General features: G+C 52.8%; 15 protein-coding genes and 1 rRNA gene. 8 read left to right on the forward strand and 8 right to left on the reverse strand.

The genetic code is table 11. The annotated features are described in order from the left end of the window. Positions 1 to 257: 257 nt before the first annotated feature. The 3 genes from GNT65_RS10005 to yrfG all read right to left on the reverse strand — a co-directional run bounded on the left by GNT65_RS10005 (position 258) and on the right by yrfG (position 2,174). Positions 258 to 767 carry a cell division inhibitor SulA gene (locus tag GNT65_RS10005; protein WP_160795774.1) on the reverse strand — a complete coding sequence of 170 codons (510 nt, stop codon included), beginning with the start codon at positions 765 to 767 and terminating at the stop codon, positions 258 to 260. Then, entirely contained in the window at positions 764 to 1,381 is a 618-nt protein-coding gene (lexA, locus tag GNT65_RS10010; RefSeq protein WP_160795776.1) for a transcriptional repressor LexA, read from the reverse strand. The genes GNT65_RS10005 and lexA overlap by 4 nt, the downstream gene beginning before the upstream one ends. 118 nt (positions 1,382 to 1,499) lie before the next feature. Beyond that, entirely contained in the window at positions 1,500 to 2,174 is a 675-nt protein-coding gene (gene yrfG, locus GNT65_RS10015) for a GMP/IMP nucleotidase (protein WP_160795778.1), read from the reverse strand. A 97-nt stretch (positions 2,175 to 2,271) separates the two neighbouring features. Here yrfG and nudE point away from each other — a divergent pair, with 97 nt between their 5' ends. The 5 genes from nudE (at position 2,272) to GNT65_RS10040 (ending at position 6,712) form a co-directional block, all read left to right on the forward strand. Continuing rightward, entirely contained in the window at positions 2,272 to 2,817 is a 546-nt protein-coding gene (gene nudE, locus GNT65_RS10020; RefSeq protein WP_160795780.1) for an ADP compounds hydrolase NudE, read from the forward strand. Positions 2,818 to 2,870: 53 nt separating this feature from the next. Further along, positions 2,871 to 3,683, forward strand: a complete 813-nt coding sequence (gene cysQ / locus GNT65_RS10025) for a 3'(2'),5'-bisphosphate nucleotidase CysQ (RefSeq protein WP_160795782.1) — start codon at positions 2,871 to 2,873, stop codon at positions 3,681 to 3,683. Then, positions 3,676 to 4,131, forward strand: coding sequence for a GNAT family N-acetyltransferase (locus GNT65_RS10030; RefSeq protein ID WP_160795784.1), 456 nt, complete (start codon positions 3,676 to 3,678; stop codon positions 4,129 to 4,131). The genes cysQ and GNT65_RS10030 overlap by 8 nt, the downstream gene beginning before the upstream one ends. Positions 4,132 to 4,238: 107 nt before the next feature. Further along, positions 4,239 to 4,859 carry a TetR/AcrR family transcriptional regulator gene (locus GNT65_RS10035; protein ID WP_160795786.1) on the forward strand — a complete coding sequence of 207 codons (621 nt, stop codon included), beginning with the start codon at positions 4,239 to 4,241 and terminating at the stop codon, positions 4,857 to 4,859. Then, complete coding sequence (locus GNT65_RS10040) at positions 4,850 to 6,712, forward strand: MFS transporter (protein ID WP_160795788.1); 1,863 nt, start codon at positions 4,850 to 4,852, stop codon at positions 6,710 to 6,712. Before GNT65_RS10035 ends, GNT65_RS10040 begins: the two co-directional genes overlap by 10 nt. Positions 6,713 to 6,805: 93 nt before the next feature. Here the strand turns inward: GNT65_RS10040 and mnmH are convergent, their stop codons facing one another. From mnmH to GNT65_RS10055, 3 genes are all read right to left on the reverse strand, one after another. Then, positions 6,806 to 7,921 carry a tRNA 2-selenouridine(34) synthase MnmH gene (gene mnmH / locus GNT65_RS10045; RefSeq protein ID WP_160795790.1) on the reverse strand — a complete coding sequence of 372 codons (1,116 nt, stop codon included), beginning with the start codon at positions 7,919 to 7,921 and terminating at the stop codon, positions 6,806 to 6,808. Further along, positions 7,921 to 8,964: a selenide, water dikinase SelD gene (gene selD / locus GNT65_RS10050; RefSeq protein WP_160795792.1), complete on the reverse strand. Its 1,044-nt coding sequence runs from the start codon at positions 8,962 to 8,964 to the stop codon at positions 7,921 to 7,923. Before selD ends, mnmH begins: the two co-directional genes overlap by 1 nt. Positions 8,965 to 9,140: 176 nt before the next feature. Then, the gene (locus GNT65_RS10055) at positions 9,141 to 10,247 is read right to left on the reverse strand and encodes a fatty acid desaturase (RefSeq protein WP_160795794.1); all 1,107 of its coding nucleotides are present in this window, start codon (positions 10,245 to 10,247) and stop codon (positions 9,141 to 9,143) included. Positions 10,248 to 10,388: 141 nt separating this feature from the next. On the opposite strand from GNT65_RS10055, the gene fabR reads away from it, so the two are divergent. Next, positions 10,389 to 11,003: an HTH-type transcriptional repressor FabR gene (fabR, locus tag GNT65_RS10060; protein WP_041509741.1), complete on the forward strand. Its 615-nt coding sequence runs from the start codon at positions 10,389 to 10,391 to the stop codon at positions 11,001 to 11,003. Positions 11,004 to 11,060: 57 nt separating this feature from the next. Here the strand turns inward: fabR and trmA are convergent, their stop codons facing one another. Next, a complete protein-coding gene (trmA, locus tag GNT65_RS10065; RefSeq protein ID WP_160795796.1) occupies positions 11,061 to 12,158 on the reverse strand; it encodes a tRNA (uridine(54)-C5)-methyltransferase TrmA in 1,098 nt (365 codons plus the stop codon). 207 nt (positions 12,159 to 12,365) lie between these two features. Between trmA and murI the strand changes: the two genes are divergently transcribed. Then, positions 12,366 to 13,166, forward strand: coding sequence for a glutamate racemase (gene murI, locus GNT65_RS10070; protein WP_160795798.1), 801 nt, complete (start codon positions 12,366 to 12,368; stop codon positions 13,164 to 13,166). A gap of 34 nt (positions 13,167 to 13,200) precedes the next feature. On the opposite strand, the gene GNT65_RS10075 is transcribed toward murI, so the two are convergent. After that, on the reverse strand, positions 13,201 to 13,662 hold the full coding sequence (locus tag GNT65_RS10075) for an RNA recognition motif domain-containing protein (protein ID WP_160795800.1): 462 nt from the start codon (positions 13,660 to 13,662) through the stop codon (positions 13,201 to 13,203). Between the two features lie 651 nt (positions 13,663 to 14,313). On the opposite strand from GNT65_RS10075, the gene GNT65_RS10080 reads away from it, so the two are divergent. After that, positions 14,314 to 14,432: ribosomal RNA gene (locus GNT65_RS10080) — 16S ribosomal RNA — on the forward strand; the annotation flags it as partial.

Below are 14,432 nucleotides of genomic sequence, written 5' to 3' on the forward strand. Positions count from 1 at the left end.
TGGTAACCACGCTTGCACTTACGGCTGAATATATCAGACCAATTTCAGCTTCTGTGGGCGAGGTATTACAGGTTCTATTTCGCCGCTCAAGCCGACAACCAAATTGTGCGATATAACAAATAATCGTTGATATCTCTTACTAACTTAATGGCTGTTTAAATATTGATCAAGATCACTTTTATTTTATTTTGCTAAACAAAACAGACACAAAAACGCCCCTTGCGGGGCGTCTGTATGGAAAGGTAACGCGCGGAATATCAATGTAGCGAACTGAACAGGCTCATGGTCTGGCCACCGAGATCCTTTTGGGAAAACGCCTTGGCAGGTAAGTGACCGTTCGCATCTTCGATCACCACCCCTAGTGCGCGGGTATTCTTGGCGACGATCTGCAGGCGGCGACTGTCTCGGGCATCCAAGGTTTGCGCCCAGCAGATCACCGCACTGGATGTACCACTTGTGAGGGCTTTTTCCATGGCCCACAGGGTCTCGACTTCATCCTTGGTGTGTACCAAGAGGATGCGATCCATACGTACACCGCCGTCGGCCAGCATCTGTTTGTAGCCTATGTTAGGCGGACTGATTAACACGACCCATTGCCCCTGTTGACTGAGTCTGGCCAGTTCTGGGGTGAGGGCCTGGAGCTCCTGCTTGCCTTGAGTGGAGCTTGCCGTGGTAGAGATAGTGTTACTATCGCCGCGCTTAAGCGAGCTGTCGAGATCGGCCCACAGCCCTGGATGACGCGGTGCCATGCCCATGAGGTTGTTCATTGCCAGTCTCCATTTCGAATAACGCCGACGGCCAAGCCTTCGATGCTTAGGCTCTGGGTGGTGAGATCCACGACGATAGGGGAATACTCTTCATTCTCGGCATGTAGAAAGACAGTGCTGCCACGCTTCTCGAAGCGTTTAACTGTTACATCATCTTCTACACGGGCAACCACGACCTGCCCGTTTCTTGCCTGTTCGGCCTTGTGTACCGCCAGCAGGTCGCCCTCGAGAATACCTATATCTTTCATACTGTCGCCCTTGACGCGCAGCAGAAAGTCGGCGCTGGGGCGGAACATGCTAGGGTCAACCTGATAGTGTTGCTCCACATGCTCTTGGGCCAGAATGGGCTCACCGGCGGCCACCTGGCCTATGAGGGGCAGGCCGAGATCTTCAGGCTCTTCCTCTTGGGTGAGCTTGATGCCGCGTGAGGTGCCGGGCATGATTTCGATGCAGCCTTTTTTGGCCAGCGCCTTGAGGTGTTCCTCGGCGGCGTTGGCGCTCTTAAAGCCTAATCGGCGCGCAATTTCCGCACGGGTAGGCGGCATGCCGGTGTCGGCAATATTGCGTTTAATCAGATCTAAAATCTCGGCTTGTCTTGGGGTTAAGGGTCTCATGATTAATCCTGTCTTTCCATACAGTACCTGTCAGTATATACAGTATTTTATACAGTGCAAGTATTAACCAGGTTTTCTCCCTATCTCATCAAGCGATTAGCGCGCCCTCCACCAATAATTAGCCGAGTTGTGCCTGTTCTAGGGAGACCAGCAGGTGATGGTAATCGTCGATGGCGGGGAAGTCGGCAAACTGCTTGTGAGGCTTCTGGCTGTCGGGATTCTTGATCCCCAGCTGGTAGCCGACGCCGGCCTTCTTGGCCGCCTGCAGTATGGGCTCGCTGTCGTCGATAAACAGACAACGGCTAGGATCCAAGGAAAAATGATTAAACAGGTGACGCCAAAATTGTGGGTGTTCCTTGGGATACCCGGTGGTGTGGCTGGAGAGCATCTCATCCAGTCCGCTTGCAAGATCTGTATGTTTGAGTTTTAACGCCAGGCTATGGGGATGGGCGTTGGTGACCAAGATGCGCCGCTTGCTGTGTCTGGCGAGCGCGCTGAGAAAGGGCATACTGTCCTGACGCAGCTGGATTCTGTCGACCAGGTTGTGGTGTAGCGCCATAATGTCGAGATCCAGCTCTTGCTGCCAATATTCCAGGCAATACCACTCCAGAGTGCCGAAGACTTTGGCATAGGCACTCTCCACCAGTTGCTGGGCCTCGCTCTGTGGGATCTGCCGCTGTTGACACAAGGTCTGAGGCACCAACTTGAGCCAGAAATGGTTGTCGAAATGCAGATCCAGCAGGGTGCCGTCCATATCCAGCAGCACGGTATCTATCTTATTCCAGGGAAACATAAAACGAGTAAAAAAATTCCATGGTTTGAGTTGTGGATTAGGCCCATCATAGTAAGATTGAGTGGTTAAGCAAACGCCATTTTTATCAGGAAGTTTCATGCCGGACAAAAAGCCGCAGATCCTACATGCCGAAGTTGTTGCTCAGAGCCGTCTGTTTCAGATAGAGCAGGTGCATTTAAAATTTTCCAACCAGGTCGAGCGTCAGTATGAGCGCATGAAGGGTAACGCCCGCGGCGCCGTGATGGTGGTGCCTGTGCATGGCGAGGAACTCCTGCTGGGGCGCGAATATGCGGCGGGTACCCACAGCTACGAGCTGGGATTCCCTAAGGGCCTGGTGGATCCCGGCGAGACCCATGCCGAGGCAGCCAACCGTGAGCTGCAGGAAGAGATCGGCTTTGGCGCCCGTAAGTTGACCCATCTGATGGAGCTGAGCCTGGCGCCTGGCTATTTTGCCAGCAAGATGCAGATCTTCGTCGCCGAAGATCTGTATGAGAGTCGATTGGAGGGTGATGAGCCCGAACCCATAGAGGTGGTACGCTGGCCATTGAGCCAGTGGTCTGAGTTGTTGTTAGAAGACGACTTTTCCGAATCTCGAAGCGTTAGTGCCTTGTTTTTGGCACAGAAACATCTAAAACTAAAGTAGTTAATCCAGATTATCATATTAGGCATTGCCAGATGTAGGCTGTTGGAGTTGTGATGAAGCCAGAAGAATATGTGGAGCAGGCGATTTCGATTGCCATCGAGGCGGGAGAGGCCATCAAAGGGATCTACCTCGAAGGTAACTTTGACAAAGAGGTGAAATCCGATAATACCCCGGTGACCTCAGCCGATATCGCGGCCCATGAGATCATATCTTCCAAGCTAAGCAGTCTCACGCCAGAGATCCCGGTTCTCTCAGAAGAAGATGCCGATATTCCTTTCTCCGAGCGTGCCGATTGGCAGCGTTACTGGTTGGTGGATCCCCTAGATGGCACGGGTGAATTTATCGCCGGTAGCGGCGACTTCTCGGTGATCATCGCCCTGGTCGAACACAATCGTCCTATCATGGGCGTGGTCTATGTGCCCATGACTGGTGTGGTCTACTATGCCGTGGCTGGCCTGGGCGCCTATAAGCGCAGCGGCAAGGGGGAGGTGCGTATCGCCAGCAAACAGCTCACCACAGACGATGAGCCTTGTTTGCGCCTGGCGGTGAGTCGTCGTCAGGATCCGCAGTCTGTATTGAAGCTTTTCAATCATCCCAAACACTGCGAGCTAGTGGTGCTGGGCGGTGCGGCGCTTAAGAGCTGTCTGGTGGCAGAAGGCCGAGCCGACTGTTATGTGCGTATCGGTCCTACGGGTGAGTGGGACACGGGCGCGGCGCAGATCATCATCGAAGAGGCGGGCGGCCAGGTGATGGATCTCGAGCTACAGCCACTGAGTTATAACGAGCGTGAATCACTAGAGAATCCCAACTTTATCGTCGTGGGATCGACCCACCTGCCATGGGACGAGCTGTTAACCCGTGAATAATCTCCCTCATATTTCTATCAAGGCGGCTGGTAAGCACCAGCTGCAGGCGCTCTATCGTCTGGAGCAGGGACTATTTGGTGCTCATGCCTATCCAGACTTCTTCTTTCGCCAGAGTTTCGACTGCTGGCCAAGCGGACTGCGAGTCGCTTGTGACGAAAACGAATGTCTACTGGGCTACATACTGCTGGCCAGGAGCGAACGGGTAGATAGTGCCTGGATCCTCTCGGTCGCAGTCGATAGTGCCGCTCAGGGGCGAGGCATAGGCAGGCGTTTGATTGTAGAGTCCTTGAGCGCGCTACCCGCTAGCGTGACACAGGTGAAGCTCACCGTGGCGCCGGATAATCCTGCCAGGCACCTCTATGCCAGGTTAGGCTTTGTCGAGCAAGGGCTGGAGGCCGACTACTTCGGTCCAGACGAAGACAGAGTTCTCATGACACTCAGCCGATAAATTTCCCTCTTTATTCTGGTCGCCGAAAAATAACCTTATTATGAACATTGTTTTTTATTTTGCTTGCTGGTAACTTGAACGCAAATTGACAGAGGGATGGAGCCGAGATGGCAAGACGTAAGGAACATACTCATGATGAGATTCGGGCGATGGCAACCGCCGCCGTGCTGCAGCATTTGGCGGTCGAGTCACTCGATAGCCTGAGCCTGCGCAAGGTGGCTCAAGTTGTCGGCTATGTGCCCAGCACCCTGGTGAATCTCTTCGGGAGCTATCAGGGTCTGCTACTAGCCGTCGCCGAGTTGACGCTGGATCAGCTTTACCAGTGCCTGGTTTCTAATGCACAAGTCTCTCAAGCCTATGACTCGAATCCACTCGAGGCGATGGCCAACGCCTACCAGCAATTTGCCTTCGAGCAGCCTAGAGCCTTTCAGCTGATCTTCGAGCTTAAGGCAACCGATGAGCAGGGGCTGAGCGAGCATCATGCCCGGCTTATTGCGCAGCTGTTTGCCTTGATAGAGTCTTGCCTGGGCGAGCTGTTGCCCGAGCTATCCGGTGAGCAACGATTACTGGCGAGCCGAGCCCTGTGGGGGGGCGTGCATGGCTTGGTGTGTCTGGCGCTGGACGATAAGCTCTTTGCTCCCGGGATAAGTATCGAGGAGGCCATTCGCCACCATATCGCGGTTCAACTTAAAGGATTGGGTTATCACAAGGAGGCGTTATGCTGTTAACCAAGCGGTTTTTTCCCTATTTTGCCACTCAGTGCCTGGGGGCACTCAACGACAATATCTACAAGAATGTGCTGCTTCTGATGGTGACCTATAGCCAGATAGAGGAACTGCCCATCAGCGTAAACCTGTTCGTTAACCTCGCCGCCGGCGTGTTTATCCTGCCTTTCTTCTTGTTTTCCGCCCACGCGGGAGTGGTGGCCGACAACATGGATAAGGCCAAATTGATCAGACGCTTAAAGCAGCTGGAGCTGGTGATCATGTCCTGCGCGGCCATGGCGATTCTGAGCCAGAGTTATATGGTGATGTTAGTGTTGCTCTTCTTAACCGGCAGCCAGTCGGCCTATTTCGGGCCGGTAAAATATTCGCTCCTGCCTCAGGCCTTAGCGGAAGATGAGCTGGTGACGGGTAATGCCTGGGTAGAGATGGGCACCTTCTTGTCGATCCTGATAGGCACACTCAGCGCCGGGCTTCTGGTGGCCAGCGACAAGGGCATTATCGCTACCGCGGCGACCGTGTTTGTGCTGGCCGTTGCCGGTTACCTGGCCAGCCGGGCGATTCCAGCCATGCCGCCTCAAGGAGCGATCACTAAGATTCGTTTCGCGCCCTTGTCGGGCACCTGGCGCGGCATAGCTAAAGTCAGAAAGACCCCGAGTATCTGGATGGCGATCCTGGCGATCAGCTGGTTCTGGTTTCTCGGGGCGACCTATCTGACTCAGTTCCCCAACTTTGCCAAGTTGCATCTGCACGCCGATGCGACAGTGGTGTCGCTCTTGTTGGCCCTATTCTCTATCGGTATCGCGGTGGGCTCCTTCCTGTGTGAGCGTTTCTCTTTTGGACACGTGGAATTGGGTCTCTTGCCCTTCGGTGTGGCCGGGCTGACCCTGTTTGGCGTGGATCTGCTGTGGTCACTCCCCGAGTTGCCGGCCCAGGCCGAGACCGTCTATAGCTTTAGTAGCTTCATCGCCGAGTCGCAGCATTACCGGGTGATGTTTGCCCTGTTTATGGTGGGGGTGAGCGGTGGTCTGTTTATCGTGCCTCTGTATGCCTTCATTCAGTCGCGCGCCGATAGGGGTGAGTGTGCTCAGGCAATCGCCGCAAACAACATAATGAATGCCCTGTTCATGGTGGTCTCGGCTGCGCTGTCTATTCTGCTGTTGGAGGGCCTAGGTTGGAGCATTACAGATCTCTTCTTATTGTTGGCGCTGCTCAATGCCGTGGTTGCCCTGTATGTCTATAGTCAGGTGCCTGAGTTTACCCAGAGATTTGTCAGCTATCTGCTGAGCCATATTTTGTATCGCGTCACCGTGACAGGCCGCGACAAACTCCCCTGCGAGGGCGCCGGCATCATAGTGTGCAATCACGTCAGCTATGTGGACGCGCTGATCATCATGGGCGCCTCGACCCGTCCGATCCGTTTCGTGATGGATAAGTCTATCAGCGAGATGCCGCTGCTCAAGTATCTGTTTCGCCACGCGGGAGTGATCCCCATCTGTTCCCCGCGCCAGTGTGAGGCAACCTATAATCAGGCGTTCGAGGCTATTCATCAGGCGCTGGCCAATGGAGACTTGGTGTGTATCTTTCCCGAGGGACGCCTTACCCCTAACGGTGAGCTGGGCGAATTCCGCCCCGGCATCGACAAGATCCTCGCCCGCGATCCTGTCCCAGTGATCCCCATGGCGCTCAGTGGCCTCTGGGGCTCCTACTTCAGTCATAAGGATGGTCATGCCCTGAGCACCAGACCCAAACGCTTCTGGTCTAAGATATCGGTTGATCTCGATGATGTGGTGTCGGGTACCGAGGCTAACCGCCATCTGCTGCGCGAGCGGGTCGAGGCCATGTTACCCGCATCCTAGCGGCTTACCGTTTTTGCAAGGGTTAAACATAAAGCCAGGCATCATGCCTGGCTTTATGTTTTCGGTGGTTTCACTTTATAAGGTTTTAGTGTGCTAGCGAACGGCGTATTCATCCAACCATTGATGCATAGCCTTATGGTCGCCCTGGAAGATCACCCGCTCGGCTTTCTTGGCTATCTGATACTGATACATGGGATCGTAATATTTGCTCAGTAGCAATTCGATCCACTCAAGGTGCGCCTGGGTATTGCCACTCTGCAGCTGCACCGCTAATGCGTCTCTTATCAGCTGTTGCAGCTCGTCGTGTTGCTTACCGCCGAGGCGTTTCTTGATGCCTGAGATGCTGTTTGCCAGATACTCACTAAATGCGTCGAATCCGGCCTCTTCGCCCAGACGCTCTACATAGCCTTGATGCATCTTATGGACATATTCGTCCAGCAGACGTGTCAGCCTGGCCTCCAGCGGTTCCTCAAGGATGACGACGCTGGCGGTCTGCATCCCCATGTAGAAAGCCTTGGGTAGCGCAGAGCGTCCGATGAGATAGCTCTCATCTTCTAGCAGCAGATCCCGCGCGGCGCTCTGTTGGTGTTTCAACAGGGCGACCCCTAAGCCATTTTCGAAGTTGATCTGCGTCGGCTGCGCCTCATGGTAGCGACCGAAACTCGAGCCCCTATGATGGGCGAGCCCTTCGAGATCGACTGCCTCTTGCCGCTGCAACAGAAAGTCTGTCTTACCGCTGCCGGTTATGCCGCTGAGGATCAACATAGGTTTCACCTCCGGCGCCCTGTCTATGGTGTCGATAAGGAACTGACGCATCGCCTTATAGCCGCCTTGAATGTAGGGCACGGCTCTACCGGCCTCGGCTAGCCATTGCTGAGTCAGCTGAGAGCGCAGTCCGCCACGAAAGCAATAGAGATAGGCTTCGGGATGGGCGTCGAGATAGGCGAGCCAGGCATTGACCCGCTGCTGTTTGACCTCGCCGCATACCAGGGAATGACCGAGGGCGATGGCGGCGTCCTGGCCTCGCTCCTTATAACAGGTCCCCACTTGTTGTCGCTCATCGTCACGCATCAGGGGACAGTTGCTACTGGCGGGAAAGGCGCCCTTGGTAAATTCTATGGGGGCGCGAACATCCATGATGGGATGGTCAGATGCCAGGATTCGAGCATATTCACTCGCGGGGATAATCTTGTCGTTTAGATGGCCCATTAGATCAGTTCCACCAGTGGCTGCGACTCGGATTGAGGCACTAGCTCACCAATACATTGTGTGGGCAGCCCCTCTTTTTCTAGCAGAGTAAGCAGCTCGGCCTCATGGCTGTTTGATACGGCAATCAGCAAGCCGCCACTGGTTTGCGGGTCGCACAATAGGGCTTTCTGCTCGTCGTTTACCTGGGGAAGATGCTCGCCGTAGCTGTCGTAGTTGCGATGGGTGCCACCTGGAATGCAGCCAAGCTTGAGGTAGTCCATTGCCTTAGGCAGCATGGGTAGGGCGCTTAGATCGACCCTGGCCGCCAGCGTTGCGCCCTGACACATCTCGATCAGGTGGCCTGCCAAGCCAAAGCCTGTCACATCTGTCATGGCATTAACGCCTGGGATCTTGGCGATGGTGGCGCCTATCTTGTTCAGCTGACACATGGCGTCAGGGGCAATATTGATATCTTGCTCGGCAAGCTTCTTCTGCTTCTGCGCCGTTGTGAGTATGCCGATACCTAGCGGCTTGGTCAGATAGAGTCTGTCACCTGCCTTGGCTGTGTCGTTCTGTTTGAGTTCGTTTAAGGGGATCTGGCCTGTTACCGCGAGGCCGAAGATAGGCTCTGGCGCATCGATACTGTGGCCGCCAGCCAACATGATCCCGGCATCTTTACAGGCCTGGCGTCCGCCATCGACCACCTGTTGAGCGATCTCTGCAGGTAAGGTGTTGACCGGCCAGCCAAGAATGGCGATGGCCATCATAGGAGTGCCCCCCATGGCGTAGATGTCGCTGATGGCATTGGTGGCGGCGATGCGGCCGAAGGTAAAGGGATCATCCACAATCGGCATGAAGAAATCAGTGGTGCTAATGATGCCGGTTTCGTCGTTAAGCCGGTAAACGGCGGCGTCGTCGCGGGTTTGATTGCCTACCAGAATGTTAGGATCGTCAAAGCTGGGTAGCTGAGAAGCGAGTATGGTGCCCAGTACCTTAGGGGAAATCTTGCAACCACAGCCTGCGCCATGGCTGTATTCGGTGAGTTTAATCTTTTCTGCTGACATAACCGCAAACTATCTCTGGATGAAGTGGAGAGCCGCTCATGATAGACCCATAGGTGCGCCACTTCAATCGTCGCAGATGATAGATGTGAGACACTGGAGGCCGTACGATGTTTGTCATTAGAGTTGTTTTTCAGGTGTAAAAAAGCCACCCCGTGGGATGGCTTTTCGAGATTGGATTAGGCAAAGCCTGTGGTGAGGGACTTCCACTGCTTCTGGCGTGCCAGGAGTTCCTGTTTCAGGTGTTCTACCTGCTGCATCAGCTGATGTGTGGTCAGCTGTTTGCGCTTGGCTTCCAGCAGCTCCTTTTGGGCCTGATAATAATCGGCAATGTGAGTCTTGAGCAGATCATATTCTGCGTGGAGCTTCTCCAGGATCTCTTCGTGGTTGGCCAGCTGTGTGACCTTGTGCTGCGCCTTCTTCAGTTGCATCTGTAGCTTGGCGCTCTCGATCCGCTCCTGGGGGGTGACTCTGAGGTTGTTGGCCAACCCGGTCCAGGCCATGGCGTTGATCAGCCACTTAGTAGGGTCATAGTGCCACCAGAGGATACCGTTGCGATAGTCGTTCTCGAAGATGTGGTGGAAGTTATGATAGCCCTCGCCGTAGGTAAATAGTGCCAGCACGCCGTTGTCGCGCGCCGTGTTCTTGTCTGTGTAAGGTTGGTTGCCCCAGATGTGGGCTAGCGAGTTGATGAAGAAGGTGCAGTGATGGACGACCACCAGACGTAACAGGCCCGCCATCAGCAGCATGGCCCAGACATCGCCATTGAGCCAGCCTAGTAGCGCCGGCAGGCCGATGTTCATTATGATGAGAAGCGGCAAGTAATATTTGTGTTGCCACATCACAATTTTCTCATTCTGCAGATCACGGACGTTCTTGTAATCGTGATAACGCTGCGCCTGATACTCCCTCAACATCCAGCCGATATGGCTGTACCAGAAACCCATGTTAGCCGAATAGGGGTCCTTGTCGTTGTCATCCACATGCTTGTGATGGATGCGATGATCCGACGACCAGTGCAGGGCGCTATTCTGCAGCGCCAGGGCGCCACCTAAGGCAAAAAGAAAGCGTACCGACCAGTGCGCCTTGTAGGTGCGATGTGACCAGAGCCTGTGGTATCCGGCGGTTATCGACAAGCCGCTGGCGAAGGCGAGCCCGACAAAGGCGACCCATTCTGCCACGCCATAGCCATAGGTGATGCCGTACCAGGGTACTAGGATGACAGCACCTAAGAAGGTGATGGCAAAGAGTAAAATGTTGGTCCAGATGAGGGGAGGCTTTTTCATTATTATGTCCAGGTTCTCTTGTTGAGCGTACAGCTGTAAGCTAATTCTACTGACTTAATGGGGCAGGTCAAGGTGGGCTGCGTTTTTGCATTAAAGAAGGTATTATTGTCGGATTGAGTTTTATCTAGTGGATTCATCATGATGGGTATCAGAGCACAGCAAAAAGAAAAAACGCGTCGCGCCTTGGTCGATGCGGCATTTAATCAATTAAGTGCCGAACGCAGTTTTTCTAGCCTGAGTCTGCGGGAAGTGGCTCGAGAGGCCAATATCGCGCCAACCTCCTTCTATCGCCATTTTAAGGATATGAACGAGCTGGGCCTCACCATGGTGGATGAGGGCGGCTTGACCCTGAGACAGATGATGCGCAAGGGGCGTCAGCGTGCCGAGGCCGGCGGCAGCGTGATCCGCATATCTGTCGATACCTTTATGGAAGTCTTGGAATCTAACCCCAACGTCTTTCGCATCTTGTTGCATGAGCGCTCGGGCACCTCGGCGCCGTTTCGCGCGGCGGTGGCGAGAGAGATTGAGCACTTTATCTCTGAGTTGGCTCACTATACCGAGGCGACCACCAAGCGTACCCCCGAGCTGGCAAGGGCCCAGGCGGAAGCCTTAGTGACCTTGGTATTCAATGCCGGCGCCGCGGCGCTGGACATGAAACGGGTCGATCGTAAGATCTTGGCCGATCGTCTGGTGATTCAGCTACGCATGGTGGCTAAAGGTGCCGAATGCCTGCAGCAGAAGATGGAACATCGCTAGAGTTATCTGTATGAAAAAAGGGGCCTGTTGGCCCCTTTTTTTGATGCTCGTTTTAGATTAACGGCGTTCTAGCAACACGCCAGATTCCATATGATCTGTGTAGGGGAATTGGTCGAACAGCGCGAAGCGGGTGATCTTATGGGTCTTGTCCAATACCTTGAGGTTGTCCAGCAGGGTATTTGGGTTGCAAGAGATATAAAGGATGCGCTCATAGCCCTGCACCATAGACAGAGTATTGTCATCCAGGCCGGCTCGCGGCGGGTCGACGAAGATGGTATTGCAGTCATAGCTGTCCAGATCCACCCCTTCTAAGCGTCTGAAGCTACGCTTCTTGGCCAGTGCATCGGTAAAGTCTTCCGCCGACATGCGGATGATCTGCAGATTATCTATCTGATTCGCCTCTATGTTGTATTGGGCAGAGTCGACCGAAGGCTTGGCTAGCTCGGTGGCAAGCACGCGATTGAAGTTTTGTGCCAGGGCGATAGAGAAGTTGCCGTTGCCGCAGTAGAGCTCTAACAGATCGCCGCTGGTGTCTTGGGTGATGTCGATGGCCCATTCCAGCATCTTGATCGCTACCTCGCCATTAGGCTGAGTAAAGCTGTTCTCGATCTGCTTATAGATCAGCTCCTTGCCGTTGACGGGGAGGGATTCGATGACGAAGTCGCGATCCATTACCAGCTTCTGTTTGCGGGCCCGGCCTATAATGTCTACCTTGAACTTAGCCGATAATGCCTGTTTCAGTGCCTGAGCTTCCTCTTGCCATTGAGCATCGAGCTGCTTGTGGTACAGGAGTGACACTAAGATCTCACCGCTGAGGGTTGAGAGAAAGTCCACCTGGAATAGCTTGTGACGCAGGACTTGATTGGGGCGCAGGGCCGCCATCAGCTCGGGCATCATGTCGTTGATCAACTGACTCGCCGGTAAGAACTGGTCGCAGCGCACCTTCTGGTTCTGCGCCTTATCGAACATGTAATAGTAGAGATCCTCACCCTCATGCCATACGCGAAACTCGGCGCGCATACGGTAATGGGCTTTCTGTGAGGCAAACACTTCCAGTTCGGGTGTCTCGAAGTCGGCAAATAGCTGAGCTAGTTTCTGACGTTTCACATCGAGCTGCGCGTCATATTGCTGGGGATCCATTGCTTCTACATTCATTTCTTAACACCGTTACTGTCTCTGGGGGCGCAAATAGTATACTACTTGTCGTTGATGTCTAGGGGGGGGCTAACATTGTAGTGGAGTTTCCCAGGGTAATAATTCTATCGAATAGACGTTTGCCTGGGGAATGGCTTTAGCTTTTATCGCGAATGTGAAAAAATCGCTGCTTTGAAATGCAGGTCTTTTTATTGTGGGAGAGTAAATTTGTCAGCCAATATACTCGTATTCGATTCTGGGGTAGGGGGTCTGTCGATATTGGCGGCGGTGCGAGAGCAAGTTCCCAGCGCGAACTATTATTATCTGTTTGACAATGCAAGGTTGCCCTATGGCGAACTCGACGAACAGGAGCTGATCCAAGGTTGTGTGACCTTAATTAGTCAGGCCGTTGTTCAATGCCAGGCCGATATCGTGGTTGTGGCCTGTAATAGTGCCAGTACCCTTATCCTACCGGCACTCAGAGCCTGCTTAAGAATCCCTGTGGTGGGCGTCGTTCCTGCAATCAAGCCTGCGGCGGTCCTATCGCGTAATAAGCATCTGGGTTTGTTGGCAACGCCTGGGACGGTCAATCGTCAATACACCCAAGATCTCATCGAGCAGTTTGCTAGTGATTGCCGTGTGGACAGATTTGGCTCCTCCGAGCTGGTCTATCTGGCCGAGGACAAGATGGCGCAAAGGCCTGTCGATAGTGAGGCGCTGCATAATATCCTCGCGCCGATCAAAGCATCGGGGCTGGATACTCTGGTCTTGGGTTGTACTCATTTTCCAATTCTGAGAGAGGAGCTACAAAGTTACTTTGGTGAGGCGGTACATCTTTTAGATTCATCCAATGCCATCGCGGCCAGGGTAGTGAGCCTGCTCGAGACGAGCATGAGCGGAGAGAGGGGTAAGAGTCAGGCGCTCCACACGACGAATACAATTTCCGAGGGATTAAGGAAGACCTTAGCTGCCTGGGGGTTCAGATCGGCTACCGTCTTTAACGGTAGCCTATCGAAATCAGGCAGCTAGGTTATAGGGCAATTAAATAAGACTGAGTCGTTATTTAGTTCGTTGACTGAGCTGTTTCGTTTTTATCTGCATCTTGAGACTTAGCTTCACGAACTTTGAGAGTACGCTCTTGGAATTCGAATTCATTCAGCTTGGTCATCGCCTTCTTAGCACCAGCTTCTGACATCTCAATAAAGCCAAACCCTTTACGGCGTCCCGTCTTGCGATCGCGAACCAATCTGACCGAGCTCACTGGTCCATATTTACCAAATAACTCTTTCACTTCGCCTTCGTGAACCCGATAAGGTAGGTTGCCTACATAGAGGGTCATGGTTGGCCCCGTATAGTTATCGCTGCCTGTCGGGCTAGAAGGAGATGACATAAGTGTAAAAATTACACTCGCAATAATAGCACCTGTGAAAAATGCGATAGCTGAATAAAGCTCTGGTGTGAATTGAGATATTGCCAATGCGCCTAGGATGGCGACTATCAAAACAATAAGAAATGGCTTTTGCATATAATAGGTTCTCTGAGGAATTGATAATTAACTGTTAACAGCTCGTATATGGTAATGAATTATTAGCAATTACACTAGCATATTGATGAAAAAACGAACTTTAGCCACCTTTGATATTGGGCTATTGCGGATTAAACTGTGTGATTTCCCCCCCATTCTGCTCCTTAATTAAACGAAGCGATTAAAAGATCGACTTGCGATCGTCGATCTTTGAAAAAGCCCTTGCACCCAAATCATAACTGCCTATAATGCGCATCCACTGACACGGCAAAGCAGACAACGCAGCGTCGAAACACTTGGTAGCTAAGGCGATAGGGTGGTCAGTCACTGAAAAGTGAAGCCTCAAAAAGTTTGCAAAAACTGCTTGACGCGAACAAGGGATTGCGTAGAATACGCAGCCCTAGCCACTCGGAACTACCGAGATGTGCAAATGCTCTTTAACAATTTATCAAGTAATCTGTGTGGACACTCACAGGTATTGAGTTAATCGAAAACGATTTAAATCTCAATGCATGATTTACTAAATCTAGTTTCACTAGAGACAGTGAGAGTCCATAGCAATATGTACAAACATGTAGATGATTCTTCCGAGTCATTTATATGAATCAGAATTCATTGAGTCGTTTGGCATCAGCCAAACAACAAAACTTTTAATTGAAGAGTTTGATCATGGCTCAGATTGAACGCTGGCGGCAGGCCTAACACATGCAAGTCGAGCGGTAACATTTCAAAAGCTTGCTTTTGAAGATGACGAGCGGCGGACGGGTGAG

This window comes from Shewanella insulae, from assembly GCF_009831655.1.
Classification (GTDB): domain Bacteria; phylum Pseudomonadota; class Gammaproteobacteria; order Enterobacterales; family Shewanellaceae; genus Shewanella; species Shewanella insulae.

Coding starts and splice junctions, on each gene's coding strand:
- fabR (WP_041509741.1), top strand. CDS start 10,389: ATGGGTATCAGAGCACAGCAAAAAGAAAAAACGCGTCGCGCCTTGGTC.
- trmA (WP_160795796.1), bottom strand. CDS start 12,158: ATGAATGTAGAAGCAATGGATCCCCAGCAATATGACGCGCAGCTCGAT.
- GNT65_RS10035 (WP_160795786.1), top strand. CDS start 4,239: ATGGCAAGACGTAAGGAACATACTCATGATGAGATTCGGGCGATGGCA.
- selD (WP_160795792.1), bottom strand. CDS start 8,964: ATGTCAGCAGAAAAGATTAAACTCACCGAATACAGCCATGGCGCAGGC.
- GNT65_RS10005 (WP_160795774.1), bottom strand. CDS start 767: ATGAACAACCTCATGGGCATGGCACCGCGTCATCCAGGGCTGTGGGCC.
- lexA (WP_160795776.1), bottom strand. CDS start 1,381: ATGAGACCCTTAACCCCAAGACAAGCCGAGATTTTAGATCTGATTAAA.
- GNT65_RS10040 (WP_160795788.1), top strand. CDS start 4,850: ATGCTGTTAACCAAGCGGTTTTTTCCCTATTTTGCCACTCAGTGCCTG.
- GNT65_RS10055 (WP_160795794.1), bottom strand. CDS start 10,247: ATGAAAAAGCCTCCCCTCATCTGGACCAACATTTTACTCTTTGCCATC.
- yrfG (WP_160795778.1), bottom strand. CDS start 2,174: ATGTTTCCCTGGAATAAGATAGATACCGTGCTGCTGGATATGGACGGC.
- GNT65_RS10075 (WP_160795800.1), bottom strand. CDS start 13,662: ATGCAAAAGCCATTTCTTATTGTTTTGATAGTCGCCATCCTAGGCGCA.
- cysQ (WP_160795782.1), top strand. CDS start 2,871: ATGAAGCCAGAAGAATATGTGGAGCAGGCGATTTCGATTGCCATCGAG.
- nudE (WP_160795780.1), top strand. CDS start 2,272: ATGCCGGACAAAAAGCCGCAGATCCTACATGCCGAAGTTGTTGCTCAG.
- mnmH (WP_160795790.1), bottom strand. CDS start 7,921: ATGGGCCATCTAAACGACAAGATTATCCCCGCGAGTGAATATGCTCGA.